Origin of the sequence: Shewanella sp. SM21 (assembly GCF_025654335.1) — a bacterium.
Taxonomy (GTDB): domain Bacteria; phylum Pseudomonadota; class Gammaproteobacteria; order Enterobacterales; family Shewanellaceae; genus Shewanella; species Shewanella oncorhynchi.
In genome coordinates, this window is record NZ_JAKKRL010000012.1 from 12494 (window position 1) to 33877 (window position 21384).

At 46.9% G+C, this 21384-nt stretch carries 16 protein-coding genes; 1 reads left to right on the forward strand and 15 read right to left on the reverse strand.

The features are described 5' to 3' along the window. Positions 1-150: 150 nt before the first annotated feature. The 6 genes from L5L94_RS16085 to L5L94_RS16110 all read right to left on the reverse strand — a co-directional run bounded on the left by L5L94_RS16085 (position 151) and on the right by L5L94_RS16110 (position 13427). Entirely contained in the window at positions 151-8232 is an 8082-nt protein-coding gene (locus tag L5L94_RS16085) for an Ig-like domain-containing protein (RefSeq protein WP_263164021.1), read from the reverse strand. A gap of 96 nt (positions 8233-8328) precedes the next feature. Next, entirely contained in the window at positions 8329-8928 is a 600-nt protein-coding gene (locus L5L94_RS16090; RefSeq protein WP_263164023.1) for a phage tail protein, read from the reverse strand. Positions 8929-9162: 234 nt separating this feature from the next. Then, positions 9163-9660 (reverse strand): GNAT family N-acetyltransferase, encoded by a 498-nt coding sequence (locus L5L94_RS16095; RefSeq protein WP_263164026.1) that lies wholly within the window; start codon positions 9658-9660, stop codon positions 9163-9165. Beyond that, entirely contained in the window at positions 9657-10817 is a 1161-nt protein-coding gene (locus L5L94_RS16100; protein ID WP_263164029.1) for a hypothetical protein, read from the reverse strand. Before L5L94_RS16100 ends, L5L94_RS16095 begins: the two co-directional genes overlap by 4 nt. Continuing rightward, positions 10817-12862: a phytanoyl-CoA dioxygenase family protein gene (locus L5L94_RS16105; protein WP_263164031.1), complete on the reverse strand. Its 2046-nt coding sequence runs from the start codon at positions 12860-12862 to the stop codon at positions 10817-10819. The genes L5L94_RS16100 and L5L94_RS16105 overlap by 1 nt, the downstream gene beginning before the upstream one ends. Then, entirely contained in the window at positions 12840-13427 is a 588-nt protein-coding gene (locus L5L94_RS16110; protein ID WP_263142170.1) for an aspartyl/asparaginyl beta-hydroxylase domain-containing protein, read from the reverse strand. The genes L5L94_RS16105 and L5L94_RS16110 overlap by 23 nt, the downstream gene beginning before the upstream one ends. A 160-nt stretch (positions 13428-13587) precedes the next feature. Here L5L94_RS16110 and yrfG point away from each other — a divergent pair, with 160 nt between their 5' ends. Continuing rightward, a complete protein-coding gene (yrfG, locus tag L5L94_RS16115; RefSeq protein ID WP_263164033.1) occupies positions 13588-14250 on the forward strand; it encodes a GMP/IMP nucleotidase in 663 nt (220 codons plus the stop codon). Between the two features lie 142 nt (positions 14251-14392). On the opposite strand, the gene L5L94_RS16120 is transcribed toward yrfG, so the two are convergent. From L5L94_RS16120 to gspF, 9 genes are all read right to left on the reverse strand, one after another. Continuing rightward, positions 14393-15154: a type II secretion system protein N gene (locus tag L5L94_RS16120; protein ID WP_173497004.1), complete on the reverse strand. Its 762-nt coding sequence runs from the start codon at positions 15152-15154 to the stop codon at positions 14393-14395. Between the two features lie 14 nt (positions 15155-15168). Continuing rightward, on the reverse strand, positions 15169-15645 hold the full coding sequence (locus L5L94_RS16125; RefSeq protein WP_105251002.1) for a type II secretion system protein M: 477 nt from the start codon (positions 15643-15645) through the stop codon (positions 15169-15171). Between the two features lies 1 nt (position 15646). After that, entirely contained in the window at positions 15647-16834 is a 1188-nt protein-coding gene (gspL, locus tag L5L94_RS16130) for a type II secretion system protein GspL (RefSeq protein ID WP_168826965.1), read from the reverse strand. Positions 16835-16971: 137 nt separating this feature from the next. Beyond that, on the reverse strand, positions 16972-17970 hold the full coding sequence (gene gspK / locus L5L94_RS16135) for a type II secretion system minor pseudopilin GspK (protein WP_263164036.1): 999 nt from the start codon (positions 17968-17970) through the stop codon (positions 16972-16974). Continuing rightward, positions 17967-18749 (reverse strand): type II secretion system minor pseudopilin GspJ, encoded by a 783-nt coding sequence (gene gspJ / locus L5L94_RS16140; RefSeq protein WP_105250999.1) that lies wholly within the window; start codon positions 18747-18749, stop codon positions 17967-17969. The genes gspK and gspJ overlap by 4 nt, the downstream gene beginning before the upstream one ends. Continuing rightward, a complete protein-coding gene (gene gspI / locus L5L94_RS16145) occupies positions 18730-19098 on the reverse strand; it encodes a type II secretion system minor pseudopilin GspI (protein WP_105250998.1) in 369 nt (122 codons plus the stop codon). Before gspI ends, gspJ begins: the two co-directional genes overlap by 20 nt. After that, complete coding sequence (gene gspH / locus L5L94_RS16150) at positions 19085-19660, reverse strand: type II secretion system minor pseudopilin GspH (protein ID WP_113941577.1); 576 nt, start codon at positions 19658-19660, stop codon at positions 19085-19087. Before gspH ends, gspI begins: the two co-directional genes overlap by 14 nt. A 1-nt stretch (position 19661) precedes the next feature. After that, positions 19662-20096, reverse strand: a complete 435-nt coding sequence (gspG, locus tag L5L94_RS16155) for a type II secretion system major pseudopilin GspG (protein ID WP_105250996.1) — start codon at positions 20094-20096, stop codon at positions 19662-19664. Between the two features lie 62 nt (positions 20097-20158). Beyond that, positions 20159-21382 (reverse strand): type II secretion system inner membrane protein GspF, encoded by a 1224-nt coding sequence (gene gspF / locus L5L94_RS16160; RefSeq protein ID WP_105250995.1) that lies wholly within the window; start codon positions 21380-21382, stop codon positions 20159-20161. Positions 21383-21384: the final 2 nt, after the last annotated feature.

Consider the following 21384-nt stretch of genomic DNA (forward strand, 5'->3'; position numbering starts at 1 on the left):
TACATGCTCCTAATGGTAAGCCACAAATCCTTTGCGATATGCATCACAAACCCAACCCAGCCTTAAGTGAACACCTTCAAAATATTCTCAAATATGATGTTTTTATTGGATAGTAAAAAGGGGCGAATGCCCCTTTTGATATGCTAACGCTTAAAATTGATATCGTAGATTGAGCTGGTAACTGAGGAAATCATTAGGCTCGATATCCACATATTGATATCCCAAACCTACAGACCATGACTCACTAAATTGATAGCTAAAACGCACGCCCGCATACCAATCTGTACCATCAAGCTCTGTAGTTAAACGGCTATTGCCCATAGTGCTACTGATATCCGCTTGCCACCTAAACAACCCGATGGGTACTTCGAACCGCCAAGCTTCATGTTGGAGTAAAGTGAAGCGTAATCCCAGCATGACACCATCGGCCAGAACTGGCGTCACGGCTTTGACCTGCTCATGATATTGCTCAGGGGTGAGACTTGCGCCCTCAATCCTCGCAGTCCCATTACCAAAGTCGGCATAGCCTAATTCGATGGCAACATAGGGAGTCCATTGATAACCGATACTCACACCCAAAGCAGTATCTTTATCATCAACCGATGTTACAAAGCCTGCCCCCGCTTGTGGCTGTAGATCTCGCCTGCTGCTATCAACCTGAGCTTGCCCGACAAATCCCTCGACATACCAGTTATCAGCCGCATTTGCTTGATTAACAGAGCCTACGAGCAACACAGTGCCCAAGACTAATTTATGTAATTCCTTACGGCGAATTAAACCCATTGTAAGAATCAAACCTAATGCCCATAAGGACATACTGCCTCCACCCGACTTGTTATCTATCACCACATCTTGGTATGCCTTAACTGTGATTAACGCTTGCCCAGTTGCTTCGCCGCCCAATCCATCACTAATCTGATAACTCACAGTATCTACTCCATCAAATCCAGTTTTAGGGATATAACGTAGCTTATTAGATTCAACAGAAACCGTTCCTTGCTGCGCGGTTGCGCTGACTAAGGTTAAAACGTTGCCATCGGGATCACTGTCATTACTCAACACATCGAGTAACAAGCTCGTTCTGTCATCTATGGCAGCACTATCGTTCACTGTCGTAGGTGCTGTATTGCCATTAACAATCACAGTCAACTCACTACTCGCAGTACCACCTTTACCATCGGTAATACTATACACCAGCACATCTGTACCGATGAAATCGGTTGCTGGCGTGTAACTTAACTGCTGATTAGCCAAGATAACTACAGTTCCGAACTCGCTGGTGACTTGCGTTACCGTCAAGGCATCACCATCGATATCCGTATCATTGGCGAGCACATCGACATCGAGACTCTGATTCCAAGGTAAAGATGCCGTATCTGAGTTCGCCACAGGTAAATGGTTACCATTGAGTATCACTGACACGCCACTTGGGTCGACGATAGTACGGTTAGCCACACCATCATCATCGTTTGGCCCACCATCTTCTATGGTTAACTGCACACACCAATGGCCTTCAGTTAGTCCAGAAGTCCAACGATTATCTCCAGGAGGAGGGCAGAAACCACGCTCACCTTCACTACTGGCGACACTATTACGCGCATCAATCACAAAATCCTTCCAACCATTTTGGGCTTGATACTTACGATATACCGCATTGGCAGGAACTGGCGAACGTTGTGGTATCACCAGACTGTAACTCTGCCCTTGTTGCGGTAGTCCTGTAGCAATGAAGTCAAAAATCCCCCCCACATTGGCCGCGATACTGTCTTCAGGAACCAGATTAGGTAATAGTTGAATACCACTTTGCTCTTGCATCAGTGCAATATTACCTAAGCGTAAGCACACGCCCGCTTGCCCCTCTGCCAAGAAGTACACAGGCTGCAACTCACCTTCAGGCATCACGTTACAATCATTGATTGCATCCAAGTAATCTGGAATGCCATCGCGGTCTGTATCGGTAAATCCCTCTTGGTTATCAGGGATCAAATCACCGTCGGTATCAGTCCCCGTCAGAGGTGGCAAAGATGGGCGCACAACAATATAAACTTTCTCCGTGGTAGACAGCGCGGGTAAGCCGCTATCCGTCACAGTCAGGCTCACAGGATAAATGCCCGGCAAGACCTCTGTCGGCAAGAAGAACATCCCCGCATCATCGGACTGCAAGTTCAGCGCGCCACTCGACCATACAGATGTCAAAGTATCGTTCATGTTGGCATCGCTAATCTGCGCATGAATATGAACCTCGCCACCATTTTGTGCCACGATCAACTGACGTTCACCCGCTTGAGTCACCTCAAGAGTCACACTCGGGGCAATGTTAGCCTCAGTGATCGACACTTGTGTTTGCTTCTTGCTGCCTAAATTCAAACTTGGATCTAGGCTGATCAACACATCTTCTTCAGCCTCAACTTCCCCATCCTCTATGGTTCTAAAGTGAATATGGGCCAATGTACCTGAAGTAATCTCCACTACCGCATCGACTAAGTCATGATCATTGCTGTCCGCGGAACCTGCAACCGTATAAGGAACTGATATTGGATACTCAGGCGCTACACCGTTTAAGTGAATACTAACAACAACCTCATTACCCTCACCCACGACTTGATCTTTACTCAAGGAAATTAATGGATGCACTTTTACTTTCTGAGCTTTAGTCGCTTTGTTGCCATCACGATCTACGGCTTGCCAGTAAGCAAGGTAACTACCAGGGGCAAAGAATAAACGCTTATCAACCAAAGAAACGGGCAGTGGATGACCATTACGATCAACGGCCTTCGCAAACCCTAGATCCACCCGAGTGAACAAGCCTGTTGCATTAACCTCAACATCACTAGGTACAGTAATAACAGGTAAATTGTCAGCCTCCCCACCTTCTACCAGTAAGTTGACTTTTGCACTTGCGCGCCCTTTCTGACCATCACTAATGGTATAACGAAGTGCGACCGGGCCAACATAAGCTGCAGGGGCAGTAAATATGAGTCCATCAGCAGTAATCTGCACACTACCTATGTCTGCTGCCGCGCCATCGATAGTCAAAGTATCACCGTCCACATCAACATCATTCTCTAGCGCAGCTAGTGTGTATTTATCATCCGCGGTGCTGGCTAGAGTGTAATTATCATCGACAGCTTGTGGGTCATCATTCACTGGCGTGACATTAATGGTGATAGTTGCAGGCTCAGAACTCAGTTCAGCATCCTTAGCAATAAAGCTTATCTGATCTGCACCGTTGAAATCTTTCTCCGGTGTGTATAACCACACAGTTCCATGCTGCTCCAAAGTGCCCGACCCAGGTTGGCTCACCACTTCATAGGTAAGAGGATCACTATCTGCATCCTCCCCAGTAAGCGTGATCATCACAGAGCTATCTTCCTCTAAGGTCACACTTGCACTCGTCGCAACAGGCGCATCGTTAACGTTAGTCACTGTGATACTAAAGCTTTGCTCAGCCGTTAAGCCATCCGTGTCCGTCACTCGTAAGGTGACCGCATGACTGCCCACATCAGCATTGCCAGGCGTGCCACTGAGTAACCCTGTCGCCGCGTTGAAGCTCAACCAGCTTGGTATCGTCACCGCACTAAATGTCAGTACGTCGTCCACATCGACATCTGTAGCGGCAAAGGTATAGCTGTAAACAGCCTCTTGCACTGCGGCCATAGTTGCTGTTGAAGTGATGGTAGGTGCGTCGTTGCTATTAGTGACTGTAATACTAAACGATTGATCTGCTGTTAATCCGTCAGCGTCCGTCACTCGCAGTAACACAGCATGACTACCTACATCCGCATTGCTCGGCGTACCACTGAGTAAACCTGTCACCGAGTTGAAACTCAACCAGCTCGGTTTGGTCACTACACTGAGGGTTAACACAGCACCCACATCTAAGTCTGTAGCTATCACTGTGTAACTGTAAGCTATATCTTGAGTTGCTGTAGTGATGGCTGGAGAGCTAATCACAGGTGCATCGTTGACGTTGGTCACAATAACCATGAAGGATTGGTCAGCCGTTAAGCCATCAGTGTCTGTCACCCTCAGCGTCACAGGGTGAGAACCCACATCAGCATTAGTAGGCGTGCCGCTTAATACACCAGTCGCGACGTTGAAGCTTAGCCAGCTAGGCTTAGTTATCGCGCTTAACGTAAGTACATCGCCCACATCAGCATCCGCAGCCGTAAAGATGTAGCTATACGCTGCATCTTGGGTCGCTGCAGTCATAGCCATAGAACTAATCGTCGGTGCATCGTTGACGTTCGTCACAGTTAAATTAAACGCTGGTAGACTCGCGGATAAAGTGCCATCAGAAACGCTGATAACAATTCCGTTAGTCACACCAACATCTTGATTTAATGGAATACCAGACAACATGCCTGTCGCGGTATTAAACGTTGCCCACGTAGGTTTATTACTAATACTAAAGCTAAGTGTATCTCCCACAGAGTCAGACGCTGTTGGCGTAAACTGGTACGAAGCATCCTGATTAACTATTAATATCGGCGAACCACTAATAGTCGGTGCACCATTTGGCGTCACAGAGTTACTCGCACTTGAAGCATTACCACTTCCCACAGTATTCGCCGCAGTAACACTAAATGTATAGGCCGTACCATTTGAAAGCCCTGTAACTGTAATTGGAGATCCTGCTCCCGAACCCGTAAAACCACCGGGGCTAGATGTCACTGTATAAGCCGTAATTGATGAACCGCCATTAAATATCGGTGCAGTGAAGCTAACAACCGCTTGGCTATCCCCAGCGATTGCGGCTCCTATGGTTGGCGCTCCAGCCACGACAGCATTTACCGCAAAGGTTCTGCTCACCTGTGTAGCAGGTAAATAGCTACTATTACCTGCTTGATCTGCATTAATAGTACAGCTACCTGCCGTAACAAAGGTCAGCGCACCACCGGAGGTAATAGTACAAACGCCCGTAGTGGATGAAGTAAAGACAGGTGTTAAGCCTGAATCAGCTGTAGCCGTTAATGTTGGCGTAGTGCCAAAGTTCTGTGCACTTGGGGCAGCAAAAGTGATGGTCTGGATTGCTGCAGGTGTTATCTGATTGGATGCAACCGATGCAGAGCCAGTACCCGCCACATTATCGGCAGTTACAGTAAAGGTGTACGCTTGGCCATTGGTTAAACCGGTCACCACAATCGGAGATGAACCACCGTGTACAGGAACGACATCCGCCGGGTTTACCGTCACTGTATAACCAGTAATCGCCGAGCCACCAATATTCACTGGGGCAACAAAGGCAACACTTGCCTGGGTATCACCGGCGATTGCAGTCCCTATGGTTGGTGCACCGGGAACTACGGGGCTAACGCTGAAAGACTGGCTCACCTGCGGTGCAGCTAGGAAAGACAAATCGCCCGCCTGATCCGCATTGACCGTACAGGTTCCTGTCGTTATAAAGGTCAACACACCGCCACTGGTAATAGTACAAACACTGGTGGTAGATGAAGTGAAAGTGACAACATAACCACCACCTGCCGATGAGCTTGCGGTCAGCATTGGCGAAGTACCAAAGTTCCGTGTTCCTGGATTAGCAAAGGTAATCGTCTGTGGTGATGCCGGAATGATCGAGTTGGAAGCTACCGATGCTGCCCCCGTCCCTGCTGAGTTGGTCGCGGTTACCGTAAAAGTATAGGCCACTCCGTTAGTCAACCCAGTCACAGTAATCGGCGAACTGGAACCCGTACCGGTTGCACCACCTGGATTAGCGGTGACGGTGTAACCGCTGGCAATAATCGCAGCCCCACCCGTACTGGCTGGTGCAGTAAATGTCACCGTTGCTTCAGTATCACCTACAGTGGCAGTGCCGATGGTTGGTGCATCAGGAACTATCGCATTCACAGTAAAAGTCTGGGTTACTGTAGTGGCTGCATTCCACGCCGTATTACCAGCCTGAACCGCATCAATAGTACAACTACCGGCAGTCACAAACGTCAAGGTGCCGCCGCTAGTAATAGTACAAACACCAGTTGTGGATGAGGTAAAGCTCACTGCAAGTGCGGATGTTGCACTGGCCGTTGAACTCAAGTCAGGTGCAGTACCAAAGTTTTGTGCACTGGGGTTAGGAAAAGTAATGGTTTGATTACCTTTGGGTGTAGCCGAGTTGGAGGCAACAGAGACAACGCTGTCACCGACCCCATTTGTTGCTTTCACTGTAAAGGTATAGGCAGTACCGTTAGTTAAGCCAGTCACGACAATCGGTGATGTTGTAAAACCATTGCCACCGGCAGTGATATTTCCCGGGTTAGAGGTCACGGTATAACCTGTGATTGCAGAGCCACCATTATTTACAGGGGCCGTAAAGGCTATAGAAACCTGCCCGTCTCCCGCTGTCGCGGTACCAATCGTTGGAGCATCAGATACTGTTGGAATCGCAACTGTGTGGGTTGTCCCACTGGTATAAGCCACAGGACCAGCATTACCTGCCGCATCGGCAATATTGGTTGATGCATTGAGGTTTACTTTGATAGTACCGTTGCCAACAATACCACTCACCGTAACCGTGAAACTGGAACCAGACCCGGAAACACTGGCAATGGTGCCATTGGCTGTTCCAGTAATTCCTAACGCAAAGTCGTCGGTTGAAACACCGGTCACCGATTCACTAAAGGTCACAGTGAAATTCACACTGGTAGCGGCCGCCGTTGGACTCCCGCTTACCACAATGCTGGATACCGAAGGGGCAACACCATCAATAACCAAGGCTTTATTGTTACCTAATGAATTGGCTGCACCCGGTGAAGCCAGGGTCAAAGTCGCGTCATTACCCGCAGCGTCCCTGATAGTTCCCCCGCCCAATGCCAGCGAGCTGGTAGCTACATAATCCAGGTCACTAGAAGTATCCCCAGCCTGAACGGTATAGCTAAATGTCAGCGTAGAGGTGCCAGTACCGCTCGCATAGTTGATTGTCCGGTCGGTTGCACCTGTCTCCAATGTTAGCTGTGGAGTGCCGATCACGGTTACCGCTTCACTGAAGTTGACCTGTACACTGATTGCATCATTGATCTTATAAGTTCCATTGGCTTCACTAGAATTTACCGATGTCACTGTGGGCACTACGCCATCAATAACCAGCGCTTTATTATTACCCAGAGAGTTTGCCGCGCCAGGGGTGGCAAGTGTAAGGGTGGCATTGTTGCCTGCTGCATCACGAATAGTACTGCCGTTCAAAGCAAGGGCAGTAGTTGAGGTGTAATCCAAATCAGCACTGACATCGCCCGCCTGTACGGTATAGCTAAATGTGAGAGTACTTGAGCCTGTGCCACCTGAGTAATTAATCGTCCGGTCAGTAGTTCCGGTTTCCAGAGTTAATTGTGGTGTACCTATTACATTAACTACCTCATCAAAATTTACCTGGATGCTAATTGGAGAACCTACTTTATAGGTGCCGTTAGCGGTGCTGGATGTGACCGAACTGACTGTCGGAGCAACAACATCCACAACAAATGCACCCGTTGGGCTATACCCGATACCGCTGCTGGTACCTGTTAACAGAGAGGTATTGGTCTGGCTATCGTTGACTGTAGTTCCGCTGGCTTCATTCAATTTCCAGTAACCTAGCAAGCCGGATTCATTGCCCACTAATTCATTGCTACGGTTATTTTGAATTTGCGTTTGAGTACGTGCCGAACTCCACAAACGTATATCATCAATACTACCTACAAAATCATCGACAGATGGGTGGTTTTGCAACCCAAACAACAGGTTTGTAACTCCCGCGCCCAGATAATCAGGGACATTAGTGAGAGCCGATTGATCAAGAACATTGATACCCTGTGCTACTCCATCGACATAAAAATCCCAAGTCCCGTTCTCAAATACTACTGCAATGTGATACCAGGTCCCCGCACTTAAGGACAGTGCATTACTTTCCGTCAAGCAACCAAAATCACAGGCCAAATCGACAGTTAATTTACCTGCGTTCAATATGAGGCCACCGGCATCGTTACCACCTGTGATATCCACCAAATTGATGGTGCCATTGACACTGGTAAATTTCGCCCAGAACTCCAGTGTAAATGTCGTCCGGTTCGATAGCGCAGAAGCCGCATTAGTCAGTGTAACGGTATCATTAGTTGTAAAATCATAGGATCGGTTTTGTGCATTAGCACTAAGGGAAGTCATCGCAAACAAACTGCCTACAATAAGTATTGTCCAATAAGAATGCCAGAATCTAACAATAAGATTCTTAACGGCATGTATCGCTTTATAAGCAGGTTGAAGCATGATAATTCCCCATAAATAACTTGTCCTAAATGCAAATAGTGCGTACTTCTTACGCACTATTTCTCTTACAGATTCCCCTATCTAGTTCGTGTAAATTTAATTACGCGAAGGGAAAATCCCTTCAGTTGCGATAATAAAATTAACCACTGCATAAGGTTGTACAATAGGAACTGGCAGGTTGTTACCGACTACACCCGTATTACCAGTCACATTAACGGTCGTGGTGGTATTCACTGGCAAAAGCGTGGTATCCGGTGCAGTAGTGCTATATGCGTTGAGCGCATTTAATCCGCTGGATACCTTGGCAGGTACTGTCGTTGGTCCCGGTGCTGGTGCATTACCGTTAGCAGAAGATGCCCCAAGCGCAACGCTGACATTTCCAGTACCACTCAATGCAACGGTATGGTTATGAGCGGGTAATTCATTGGCAGTCAATGTCACTTTTTCAGTCCCACCCGTTTGTCCCAGGGTATATTGACTGGCGCCAGGGATTTGGCCTTGATGCACAGGCACACGGCCTTGTAAATTAGGCAGCGCAAAGGTCGTTTGGCCATTGCCACCATAGGTGGTGCCCAGAATTGCAAAAAGCGCAGAGTTTTGCTGAACAGATAGTAATTGCCCATTGCAAAAGGCCCAACCACGGGGAGCGAAATTACCAGCGAACATAGAAATTTGACCGATAAATGGATCTGACATTGTTTTTCTCCTTAAAATAACGATTTTGTCTATTTAACGTTTTTCAACGAAATGATTACTCACGACATTTAATCGACAGCGAGTTCCTTTAGCTGATTGCAACATCATCCACATCACACGATGAAAGGACTATCTAGATAACATAAACCAAAAATAAAACAAGTTAATTACAATTAAACATACATTAAAAATTGATAAACACAATTGGGTAAAAAAAAATCAATATAGATACTTTCACTTCACTCCACCCCATAGCATCAACTCGTGAGTGTCAGAACAACTCTGGAGCTCAAACCCATACTGTAGATAAAGCTTTTTAGCTTGAGTATTTTCGCTCTCCACAGATAAACCAACAAGCAAATGGCGTTTCAGCGCTTCTTGCTTAATGGCCTCTAAAATGACCGAGCCAAAACCTTGTCCTCTCATGCCAGGTATAATAATTAAATCAACAATATGGATTTTATACTCACTGATATCGAGCATCACTTTCCCTACGGCTTGCTGGTGATAAAACAAGATATAAGTGTTGGCATTTGGATATTGTTCCCGATAAGAGGCCTCCTGCAGTCGATATTGTTGCTCCAGCATGGTTTCAACGACTTCACAGGACAAACCAAGTTCATAAAAGAACGTTTTTGTGGAATAAAAAAGCTGCGCCATAAATAAGCTATCGTTTGTATTAGCGGCTTTAACACTCAAGCCTATTGGTAGATTTAACTCACCTAGCATCATGCCTTTTTATCCCAATATAAACGCTGTAAAAGTTGGTTATAGATCATTAATAATTGCTGCCACGATGGGCTTTGAAATTCACGGAGTGGGACGAGCTCATTTGACACAACAGGTGTAAATAGTTGCCCCTGCTGTTTCGCATCAAAACACCAATGGTTTTGCCAGCGCTCAATCTCACCTTCAGATAATGGCCATCCTAAGATGGTAGAGAATGTTGTGGGTTTAAAATCTTTTAATTGATGATAATCAAGTAGAATAGCTCGAGATGATTGGTATAAAGCGGCAGATAATTGCGCAAAATGCTGTAAGACGGTGGTACGAAATTCATCTAAGCTAGGCTCAGTATCCGTATTTTTCATCTGTTGAGTATGCAGTTCAGTTGGAAGTAAACTTTTCCCTCCAGCCATATGTCTCCCAGCAACTCGTTGATGAGAAAACATAATATGCTTAGGATTGCGTATCAAGCATAACACTCGGCTCTTAGGGTAAAGTTCGAGTAACATGGGCCAGCAGGCCAGATCCCATGCATTCCACTTGATCACTAACTCACGCTCTCCCAGCCTCAATCGCCCCTGTAGTCTTAAGCATAAATCGACGAGCTGAGGTTTTAGTTCCAAAGGCCAATGGTCATCATGCATAACATCGCTGCATAGCATAGGTTCAGAGAGCACTCGGCAAGTTTCTAGCAGAGCAAAGCTGCTCGACACTAGTGTCGAACCACAACGGGACCAATGAAAAATCATCAAACTTGGATTTACGATAGGCAAACTTTCGCGTTGGGATAATAGGGGTTCGAGCAAAGTTTTAGGTTGGATAAAACTGGCGAGCAAACAACGACGAGCATCACTGATATCATCCTCTAAGAAGGGTTTAGATAACCTATGAAATGCCGGAACCCAACTCACCGTTTTATGTTGTGAGTGATAACGACAAGGGAACCAGGCTTGACTGAAGCGATCTAAATCTGGAATAAAGCTATCTTGCTGCAAAGCAATAAATGCGAGCATGTGTTCCAAACTAAGCTCTGGCCAAGCAAGAAAATCCGTCATCAGCGCAATAAAATGCTCAACATCATTCGCTTGATGCAGTAAAAACAATGAATCTGGTTGATGCAACAATTGCCAATAGCGTTGCTGTTGTTCTTTAAAATCAATCATTAGGAAGCCATAGGGTAAAAGTTAATGTATTGCACCATACGCGGTAACGTCCCACGATTAGGACTGGCGCCGTGGGGCAAGGCATGGTGCCAAATGATTAAATCGCCCGCTTTAGCCGCTATAGGTTTTACTTGCCAGCGATGCCAATCCTGTTGCTGAAGCTCAATATCAGGCTTGTTCTGTTCGAGAAGCCACTCCTCTATCTTGAGATGAAATCCGGGGACACAACAGAATGCGCCTTGTTCCTCGCCAGTGTCGGTTAAATAAATTAACCCTTGCGTCGCAAACTTAACGGGGAGCTGTAGCGGCATATCCCAGTGCATATCAGGACCGGGGAAATGCCAAGTTGGCGTTTCAGGTGGATTAAAGCTGACTCTATCGGTTGTCATGACTAAATCAGTTCGCTGCCACAACTGTTCAAACACTTGACGGATTTTGGGGACTTGTCGATTCGCGTCCAGTTGCGGATGGCGAAACAGTTGCAGCATAATTTTCTGCATAAAATCATGAGGTTGATACCAAGTGGTGGGATCTTGTTCATTGGCTCCTAACTGCTGCCAAATAAAATCTCGTGTTGCGGCGCATTGCTCTGCCGTGAGTACTTGCGGGATCACTAAGTAGCCTTCATTTTGCCAAAAATTAAGTTGTGACTCGCTAAGTACTGCCGCCGGATTTGAGTCTTCAACCTCTGTAGAATTTAAGTCTTCGACTTCTGGTACTGTGACCGATGGCATTAATCCATGGGAAATAGCGCCTAATTGCTGATTAATCCCAGCAATATCCGCGGCTGTCAGCTTGGCGATTTGCTGAATGTAAGCAACAAAAGCTGACTGATGATCGTTTTGATATAAAGCTCTTAGACCCGGCTCGAGCCCTATTCCACAAAGATCCAGCAAGGTTTTATCTAAGTGCCATTCATTAGCCGGTTCAGTGAATGGCACTCCCCGTTTGCGTAGCTGTATCTTTTGCCAAAGCCGCTGCAAATGATAAATGCCTAAGCAGCTCAGATCGTCACTCGACACAAGCACAGGTTTTTGCTCTATAACATCAAACACAAAATCGGGATGAGTACCCTGCTCATATCGAAAAGCAAGGCATGAGAGCGGCTTAAGCCAATGTTCACGTCGATATCGAGGTAACGTGAGTTGAGATTGGTTTTCGCTCAGCGTGGAATTACCATAGACTTGAATGGAAGTCGTGAACTTAAGCGTTACCGCACTCGGGCTGAAATCGGGGAGCAGTAAAGTACCAGCCAAGAAGCTACGGTCTCCACTGGCAAGTAAGCGCGCTGTTTGTAGGTTGAGCGCGAATAACGGTCCTAAATAATGCGTCTCCACAAAATCCTGCACAGTACGACACTCAAGCCAAGCGTCTAACTCAATATTTTGCGGGATGAGCACACCATCATCGGCAAGATACGCCTGTAAATGGGTAAAAATTTGCACTTGCGGCTCCTGTTGCAACAAGTGCTTCATGGTTTCGGAAAGAATCACATCAAACTTTACGACTGTATTTGGCTGCCAAAGCGTGGCATCCGCACAGACACGCTCCACCACACGATCAGCCAAATCAAAGCGTTCAATAAGCTTAGTGACTTTATCTAACGAGGCTTGATGAATGTCGAGCAAGGTCACTTGAATTTGACTCGCAGAAAATAACGGCAGCAGAGGTAATAATAACCAAGCAAAAGGTCCAGTCCCCGCATATAGGATGTTCACAATCTGCCCGGGATGAGCCTTTAGACGATCTTGTATTGCTTGATAAATCCCTTGTATAAAGACTCGACCCCGTTCGGGATCTTCGGCACACTGCGCCGCGGTAGTGAGTGACACAGCCTTACCAAAAGGCGTATGGCTCGCCTCAGTATCCAAAAAAGACTCGGGGTGTAACTCCACTGCCGCTATTTGGCATAACTGCTTCAGCATGGGATCAATGAGCCGTTTAGACTCCCCTGCTGAGGTTGACAGCAGTAGCGCATTAGCAAACTGAGTTAATACAGCTACATCCAAACTATGCCCTAATTCAAGCTCTGATTTTTGCAGCATCGATTAACTCCCTTAACCATGTATTGACCTCGCAATCAATCACTAAATTGATCCGCGCATCCTGCCCTTTATTTTCAACCCAATGGACTTGGTCGGCATTGATATACCAAAGCTCTCCGGCCTGCATGGGTACACGTTTATCGTCCACGTAAAAGTTGAGTTGCTCATTCGTTTGCAGTGGCAAATGCAGTCTTGCCTCGCCTTGTTCTAGGCAGAGTCCTTGATCTCTATGGGGTTTGATTTCTGCCCCCGCATGTAAGCGCATCAAACGCACGGATTTCACTGGGCAGGCTAAAGATTGTAGAAAATGGCATAACGCAGGGCTCGATTCGAGTTGAGGCAAATTTTGCCAGTACTGACCGGTAGAAATTGAGAAGGCTTGCAAGATAGGATGAGCACCGCGATACTCTGCAGCACAGCGTAAGACGAGAACATCCCACCCCCCCATATAATCACGCTGATTTACATGGGGTAACCAGTCTTGTTGCAGCAAAGCATTCAACTCTTGCTGTAAACTAAGGGAGTTTGAAACTTGAGCTAATAGGGCAAAAGAACAGATATCCATATCCAACCGCTTAATTTTCAGACTAAAAATAATTAATAATCCAAGACTAGCACAAAGATTTAAGCATACAAGTGACTCGAATCATCGTCATCACTGAGTATTACGCAGTGCAACAATCAATGCTAAGCGTGATTCAGTTTTGCAAAAATAGGAAATACCCATGTTTAACTGGAAGACTATCGATACGGTTCTGCTCGATATGGATGGCACCCTATTGGATTTGCACTTCGACAATCATTTTTGGCTGAATTTAGTACCGCAGGAATTGAGTCGACAGCAAGGTGTGAGCCACAACGAAGCGCAGCAATTAGTTGTGAACGCCTATGAGAAAGTCGTAGGCACGCTCGATTGGTACTGTCTCGATTATTGGCAGGAGCAACTGCAGCTCGACATTATGGGCTTGCACTGCACTTTAGTGGATCGTATTCAACTGCGCCAAGACAGCATGCCATTTTTAGCGGCCTTAGCCTCTGCGGGTAAACGGCGCATCTTAGTGACCAATGCGCATCCCAAGAGTCTTGCCCTAAAGCTTGAACATACCGAGCTGGCAGCAGGGCTCGATGCCATGATTTCTAGCCACGAGACAGGTTACCCTAAGGAACACCCACAATTTTGGCTGACCTTGTTTAAGCAATTCAACCTTGAACCAAGTCGCTGTCTCTTTATCGACGATAGCGAACCCATACTCAAAGCCGCTAAACTTGCTGGCGTGGGCCATCAATTGGGGATTGCTAACCCTGACAGTAAAAAACCAATCAAAGTCTTTCACGATTTCCCCGCGATTACCGATTATCACTCACTACTGACTGATCTAACACGATAAAAAAGCCATAAAAAAGGCACCTAAGGTGCCTTCGTTTCTATTCATAACGTGTTTTAGGAGCGAACGTTTAATCACAACTCTCGCATTACGGCCTTCACATCTGAGCACTCACATTAAGTTTAAGTGCTCATCTAAAACAGCGCTATAACCCAGGGATCCGCCCCTGATATACCACAGGGAAATAACCATCCGCACCACGCTTACCTAAAATATTCAGCGACTCACGCATATCTTCTGGTTGCTCTGCCGTTTCTTTAATCTTAGCCTCAACCTTCACCATATTGCCTTCATCTAACTGTAAGGTACCAACAATACCAAGCTGGTTCTTGGTTTCATCTGTGGCCAATTGCGCTTTGCCTTCGACACAACTCAGTCCGAGTTCAATATTACCTAGAGGATAGTTACCAAACTGATTCTTAACATTGGTTTGATTCAAAAACAGCTTACCAGACAACTGTTCACACCAAGGCTTACCTTGCTCTAACGTCTCAACCAACAAACTGACTTCACCGGTAATTTCGGTTCTAAAGGGCAGTTTTGCATTGCCGAGTAAAAAACTATCCGGCGCTTCGAAACGTAGCCCCTGCGCACTTAAGCCTCCCATAGACCAAGAAATTAATCCCTTAGCACTGACAGGTGTTGCGCGGCTGCCCACTTGAAAATCAACTTTCACTTTACCTAAAAATAGCGCCCAAGGACTCAGATCCCAACGCACTTGCTCTACCTGACGCTGCGGCATACTTAAGGTTTCTATGCTGCCAGACCAAATACTGCCACTCACACCCGAAACACTGATATTCGCGGGCAATGGGGCTAACGCTATCGCAATCTTAGCGGGGAATAGAACGACTAAAAATATTAAATAAATCAGTACGCCTATGATGACTTTTTTTATCAAACTCACAGCTACACCTTAATTTATTGCGCTAATTGGATACGTCTCACTTTGACATAGCCAGGTACATCGGCCTCAGCCAAATCAACACTTTCGAGTGAAAGTCCTTTCTTCTGTACTAACTCACTCAAATAACCTAACAAGGCATCAAAAGGAACATCGTCCATCCACACTTGGATCTTATCGCCTTGGGGCTGCATGCGAGTAATCACTAACCCATAATTGCCCGCAGTTTGGTTAACCACTGAGCTTAAACTGCCCGACGTAGTTGGCTTAGCACCGTTCTGCTTAAGACTCGCTATTTTATTCGCCGTTTGTTTTACATAGTTCAACGTCTGTTGCTGTGCATTGAGGTTACGTAATGCATCGGCTTCAGCATTGGCAATCGGCGTCCAAACACCCCAATAAAAAATACCTATAACTAAGAATACCGAGCAAAAGCCCACTAATTGCTGCTCGCGCGATGCGAGCCCTTGCCACCAAGTCCGCAAATTATCCATCTTATTTGCTCCTCAAAGTTAAGGTACTGGTGACTTGCTCTTCACCGCTATTCATAGTGCCGCCATCGAGTTGAAAACGACGACCGACAATCTCTTTAAACTTCTCGATCTGCGCGTAATTTTTCGCACTCACTTGCATACGGATCTCGTTACGCGCGCTTTCGAATCTTAGGCTATTAGGTTTAAGTTCAGGCACTTGCTTAAAGGCATCCTGTAAACCATCGAGCATGGCAAAAAACTCGGCACCACTGCCCTGTCCCTGCAATGCACGTAACTGACTTTCCATCTGCGAACGTAGATTAACAATGCGCGAATTTCCCGGGATCACTTGCTGATAAATGGATTCACTCTGGGCTTTAAGATCGGCAACCTGACCATTGACTTGATGTATAGTCAGCCCTTTATTCACTAAGGCCAGCACACAAGCGATGGCAATAACGATGGCCGCACTTTTCCACATCATCAACTGTTTGCTATATTCACGCTTCGGCGTGTAAACGCCGCTCAGTAAATTCACTGGCGCATGCAAAATACCGCGGGCTAACACTAACATAGGTAGCTCGAGTGACTGCGGCTTAAGCTCGACCCCCTCGAGTTGCATCTCGGTATAACTGGCGACAGAGACCTCGCCCTGTGCAGGCTTAAGTTGTTCTAACGCAATTGGCAACCAAGGCAGAGGTAAGCTCTGACCCGAAGCTAATCCGGTACGCAGCAATAGCTCATTGCCAAAATTCATTGCCGCCCATTGGCACTCTTGCAATGGCAAGGCTAAACAATCAGGCACAATGCGCTTCACTTTTAAACCCGCTTCGGTCAAACAACTCAGCCAAGTCTGCATTTGCTCATGGGCCACAGCGACCACACTTAAGGCGTCACCGTCACGTGGACCAACAGTAAAATGCATAGCATCGACATCATCGGCTAAGGCTTCTTCGAGCATAAAAGGCAAGGCTTTCAAGGCTTGGCGTTGGCCTTTTTCGGGCAAATGCACGCTAGTGAGCGTCATTGCCGCGGCGGGCACTAACACATCGACGGGACGATTGCCCGCACGCTCGGTTAAGGTCGACAAACCTTGAGCATTGGCGAGCTCGCCAGAGGCGATAATTTCCTGTTCTTGCTCCGACCAAACGAGCCAAGAGCACGCTTGCTCTGCTGTTCTGCCTAAGCGAATAAATAGCCGTTCACTCACAGTTTTTCTCCACCAGTCCCAGTCAAGAAAGCGTGACTGAGCTCGTTGCTATTATTTTTGTCCACCAGATTCTGCCGGGTGAGCACTTCCATTATTTTTGGCCACCAACATCAAACCCTGACGGGTGAGCACTGCCATTATTTTTGTCCACCAAACTGACGGGTGAGCACTTCCATTTTATTGCCGCCGCTCTTTTTGAGCACACTTTCCATTCTAAATACGGCGTTATCAACCTTCGCCCCCGAGGCCAATAAAAAATATTGGCTATCGATGACAAAGCTCGACTTCATGGCACCTTCCCACTTGATCGCTCCCATGGATGAGCTTTCATAAAAGTCATCTATCTTGGCAAAGCCATCGCCGGGGCGTTGGTTAATGATACTTTCTGCTTCTCCTACCGAAATCTGATTTTCGAGCATGCCAGCTAACAGTGCCGCTTGCTCTACTTCCAAGGTATTCACATTCAGTAATTGTCTGTCATTACCTGGGATAACGCACACATAGGGCAATAGTTTCAAATAGATATCTTGGGTGTATCCCATCACTGCCCGTAATTCACTGCGATGATTCATCAGTGTATTGGCCGCACGGTAAGGCACATTTCGCGCTTCGTATTCCGCATCTTCGGCACCATAAGGGCTAGCAGTGGTGTCTTCATCGATATAATCTTTTAAGGTCTGGGTCAGACGGTCCGCACTAAAGTCGTCCATCCCTAAACTCACCAACAAGGCCTTATATTGCTTCGCCGCCAGCGGCAGCTTAGGTTGACTGTTTTCCACCTCTTTCGTAGTCACAGACAAGGCATTTAAGTTAAAACAGGCGCGCATATCAGTGATCTTGCCAGCAATTTCACCGTATTCAGCCGGAAACACAACATCGGCCATGGCCCAATATTGTTGCCTGTGGACTCGACCTTCCGAGTCGTCTAAATCTTGTTTTAAAATCTTCTTCGCCAGTTCTTCGGCAGAAATCGCATACCAATAGGCTTGATCGTACTGGGCCAAGTTCAACGTTCGACGCATGGATAACTGATTACGGCCTGTGATATTTGTCGCGATGATCACCACCATGGCAACTATCAAGAGCACAACTATCAGTGCGACACCACGCTGTTTAGACCGAGATTGGGTTCTCATTCGCGGCCCTCATCTTCAGGGTCGCCATCACCTGGATCACCAGAACCGTCACCAGGATCGTTCCCCGAGCCATCATCGACGCCATCACCATCTTTGTCTTTATCTTTGTTCGTATCGTCAGGATTTTCGTCTTTATTATCGTCATCCTTAGACTTTTCTGGTGCAACAGCACCCAGCGGCAACAAGAACTTACGTTGGATCTTGCCTAAACCTTCAATCTCAATCTCCATGGCGATCGCTTTAGGCAACTTAGTCGCCTCGACCTTGCGCTCCCACTTGTCTTCCATGAAGAAGGAATATTCCACCGATAGCACTTTGTCGATAATCACAGTCTTAATCGGCTCGGCGCCAAATTCAGGCTCAGGATAAGGAAAATACCAACGTTCCAGCCGCCCTTCATGCACCACATACGCCACCGACTGTAAGCTGCCTCGCGGTAATAAACCGTCAGGATTTAACCAGCCTAAACGGTAAAACACTAAGGCTTCTGATTCCGAATCTAAGATATCATTGCCCGTTTGGAAGACAGTCGAACCTCGACCACCTTCGAGTAATCTTGGCGTGCGCGCCACCATTTGCGCGAGATCACGCTCAATCGCACCAAAGCCTTGTTGTAGAGCTTTAAGCCGAGTTGAAAACGCGCGCGTCACTTCATCGTTAGTCAGCACTGTGCTGAGTACCGCATTAGAAGCCAAACCTATCATGGCGAAAATCGCGATGGCGATCAGCATTTCCAGCAGGGTGAATCCCCGCTGCGCACTAGTTAGTTTTAAGGACATAACTGCTCACTTGTGCGGCAATACGCTGATAGCGTTCGTCTTCACTCACACTTATGCGGATCATACGAAAATTATCGTCCGTCGTTTTCACCACTTCTTTACGCCAATACCAATCCTTTCCTGCGAGCTCAACTTGACCTTCTTTTTTACCGATTTCAGGAAACTGTGGATCAAGTCTGGCATCGACCATCTGATTATCAGCCACCCACTGTGCTAAAGTTCGCGATTCCAGAATCGGCATGTTTGCCATCTGCTCACCCAAACTTTTAGTGATAGACACGGCCGCAATTGAAAATACGGCAAGGGCCACAATCACTTCGAGTAGGGTCATGCCCTTAACGCGTTTCATCGGGGCGCCCTATGGTTAATCTGCCCAGCGCATCACCAACCACTAACGTTTCGGCCTGCTGGCCTTTGTTAGTTTTAGCGATAAACGTCAGCTCAAAAGCGCTCATTTCACCGCTCGGGAATAGCATGACCTGTGGCTCAGGGTGTTTCTTCTTATCATCGGCAGAGGGTTCAATCAGCGGTTCTTCGAACCAAGAATCGTCTTTCTCATCCTCTTGTACCAAAGGTAAACCATCGAGCACTAAGTTCAGTACAACCCCTGGCTCCATTTGCTTTTCAGATAAGAGTCTGTCTTTATCCAAAGGCTCCCACTTACCTTCTTTATAAAAAACAAACTGATAACTGGTTTTCTCAATCACAATACCAATAAACTGGCCACTTAAAACGGTTTCATCAAGCACCATTTCAGTGGCCGCAATAAACTGCCGCGCCGTTCTATCTAAGGCCTGTTGCGGCCCAGAATTGCCGATAGACATAGTCACAGCCGCAGCCGTGAGCCCCATCAACAAAATAACTAGCATCACCTCCATTAAGGTGAAACCAGCGTGACGCAGCTTTAGCATCTTATTGGAAATTCTGTAAATTCCAGTTACCGATGTCATCTTCGGTACCTGGTTGACCATCGGGGCCTGCACTGAAAATATCTAACTTGCCGTTTTCGCCAGGGCTTAACAACAGGTAGTTATTGCGCCATGGATCTTCTGGCAAACGTTTTACATAACCATCTTCACGGTAGTTACGTGGCTCAGGCGAAATCGTAGGCTTTTGCACTAATGCTTCTAAGCCTTGTTCGGTCGATGGATAGACACCGTTATCTAACTTATACATATCTAAGGCATTTTCGAGTGCAACTATGTCAGACACGGCTTTTTGTTGGTCAGCCTTATCTTTGTTACCCATCAAGTTAGGCACAACCATAGAGGCTAAAATCCCTAAAATCACGATAACAACCATCACTTCGAGTAAGGTAAAACCTTGATGTTTCTTGTTCATTTGCATCGACTACTTCTCCTAAAAAAACCTATGCCAATCGACTTGGTCATAATCCATAAATTCAAAAATTAACCGCTAATCAAGTTATTCAAGGCTAAAATTGGCTGCAAAATTGCCATCACAATAAAGAGCACAACACACGCCATACTGACCACCAGCATAGGCTCGAATACACCCAATGCTATGTTGACGTTACCTTCGAATTCCCTGTCTTGGTTATCGGCGGCCCGCTCTAACATCTGCTCAAGTTGACCACTCTTCTCGCCCGACGCAATCATGTATAACATCATAGCCGGAAACAACTTAGTATTAGTCAACGCTGCACCTAAGCTAGTTCCTTCCCGCACGCGTGCGGTCGCATCGTCAACTGCGGCCCGCACTCGCATATTCTGCAACACTTCACTCGCTATACGCATACCATCGAGCAAAGGCACAGAGCTTGCGGATAAGATACTTAACGTCCGCGCAAAACGCGCCGTATTTAATCCCTTACTCACGCGGCCAACAACCGGCATGCTCAATAAAAAATTATCGTACTTCATCCGAAACGCAGGTGACTTTAACATGCGCCGAAAGAGTGCGAACAGCAGCACTAAGGCGATGACCACAAACACACCATAGTTTTGCACAAAGTCAGAGGCCGAGATCAAAAATCGGGTCGAGGCGGGAAGCTCAGCGCCCATGTGCTCAAACTGTCCGACCACTTTAGGCACAACCGCAGCTAGCAGGATTGAAATCACCCCTATCGCCACTGTGGTCAAAACCGCGGGATAAATCATGGCTTGGGTCAGCTTAGATTTAAGCTGTTGGCGTCGCTCGGTATAATCCGCCAGACGATTAAGCACCACTTCTAAGTGACCGGACTTTTCACCCGAGGCCACCATGGCACGATATAAATCATCGAAAATATGCGGAAATTCAGCCAAGGAATCGGCCAGACTATAACCTTCCACCACCCGAGAACGTACCGCCATGATCATGCTCGCGAGACGATCTTTCTCGCACTGCTGACCAACGGCTTTAAGGGATTCTTCAATCGGTAAACCCGCGGCCACTAAGGTCGCAATTTGGCGGGTGATCAAAGCTAATTCAGCAACTGAAATGCCACGTTTGAAAAACGAAAAACTGCTGCTCTTAGCTTTGGCTTCTTTTTCAGTAACAGGCAGTATTTCCAAGGGCATCATGCGCTGATCGCGCAGTTGGCTGCGGGCGTGTCTGGCGGTATCCGCCTCAATCACACCCTTAAGCTGCTTTCCCTTGGCATCCAGTGCCTTATATTCAAATGCTGGCATAA

Coding starts and splice junctions, on each gene's coding strand:
- L5L94_RS16110 (WP_263142170.1), bottom strand. CDS start 13,427: ATGGATATCTGTTCTTTTGCCCTATTAGCTCAAGTTTCAAACTCCCTT.
- gspF (WP_105250995.1), bottom strand. CDS start 21,382: ATGCCAGCATTTGAATATAAGGCACTGGATGCCAAGGGAAAGCAGCTT.
- gspH (WP_113941577.1), bottom strand. CDS start 19,660: ATGCTAAAGCTGCGTCACGCTGGTTTCACCTTAATGGAGGTGATGCTA.
- L5L94_RS16095 (WP_263164026.1), bottom strand. CDS start 9,660: ATGATGCTAGGTGAGTTAAATCTACCAATAGGCTTGAGTGTTAAAGCC.
- yrfG (WP_263164033.1), top strand. CDS start 13,588: ATGTTTAACTGGAAGACTATCGATACGGTTCTGCTCGATATGGATGGC.
- L5L94_RS16100 (WP_263164029.1), bottom strand. CDS start 10,817: ATGATTGATTTTAAAGAACAACAGCAACGCTATTGGCAATTGTTGCAT.
- gspK (WP_263164036.1), bottom strand. CDS start 17,970: ATGAGAACCCAATCTCGGTCTAAACAGCGTGGTGTCGCACTGATAGTT.
- gspJ (WP_105250999.1), bottom strand. CDS start 18,749: ATGTCCTTAAAACTAACTAGTGCGCAGCGGGGATTCACCCTGCTGGAA.
- L5L94_RS16105 (WP_263164031.1), bottom strand. CDS start 12,862: ATGCTGCAAAAATCAGAGCTTGAATTAGGGCATAGTTTGGATGTAGCT.
- gspG (WP_105250996.1), bottom strand. CDS start 20,096: ATGCAAATGAACAAGAAACATCAAGGTTTTACCTTACTCGAAGTGATG.
- L5L94_RS16090 (WP_263164023.1), bottom strand. CDS start 8,928: ATGTCAGATCCATTTATCGGTCAAATTTCTATGTTCGCTGGTAATTTC.
- L5L94_RS16125 (WP_105251002.1), bottom strand. CDS start 15,645: ATGGATAATTTGCGGACTTGGTGGCAAGGGCTCGCATCGCGCGAGCAG.
- L5L94_RS16085 (WP_263164021.1), bottom strand. CDS start 8,232: ATGCTTCAACCTGCTTATAAAGCGATACATGCCGTTAAGAATCTTATT.
- gspI (WP_105250998.1), bottom strand. CDS start 19,098: ATGAAACGCGTTAAGGGCATGACCCTACTCGAAGTGATTGTGGCCCTT.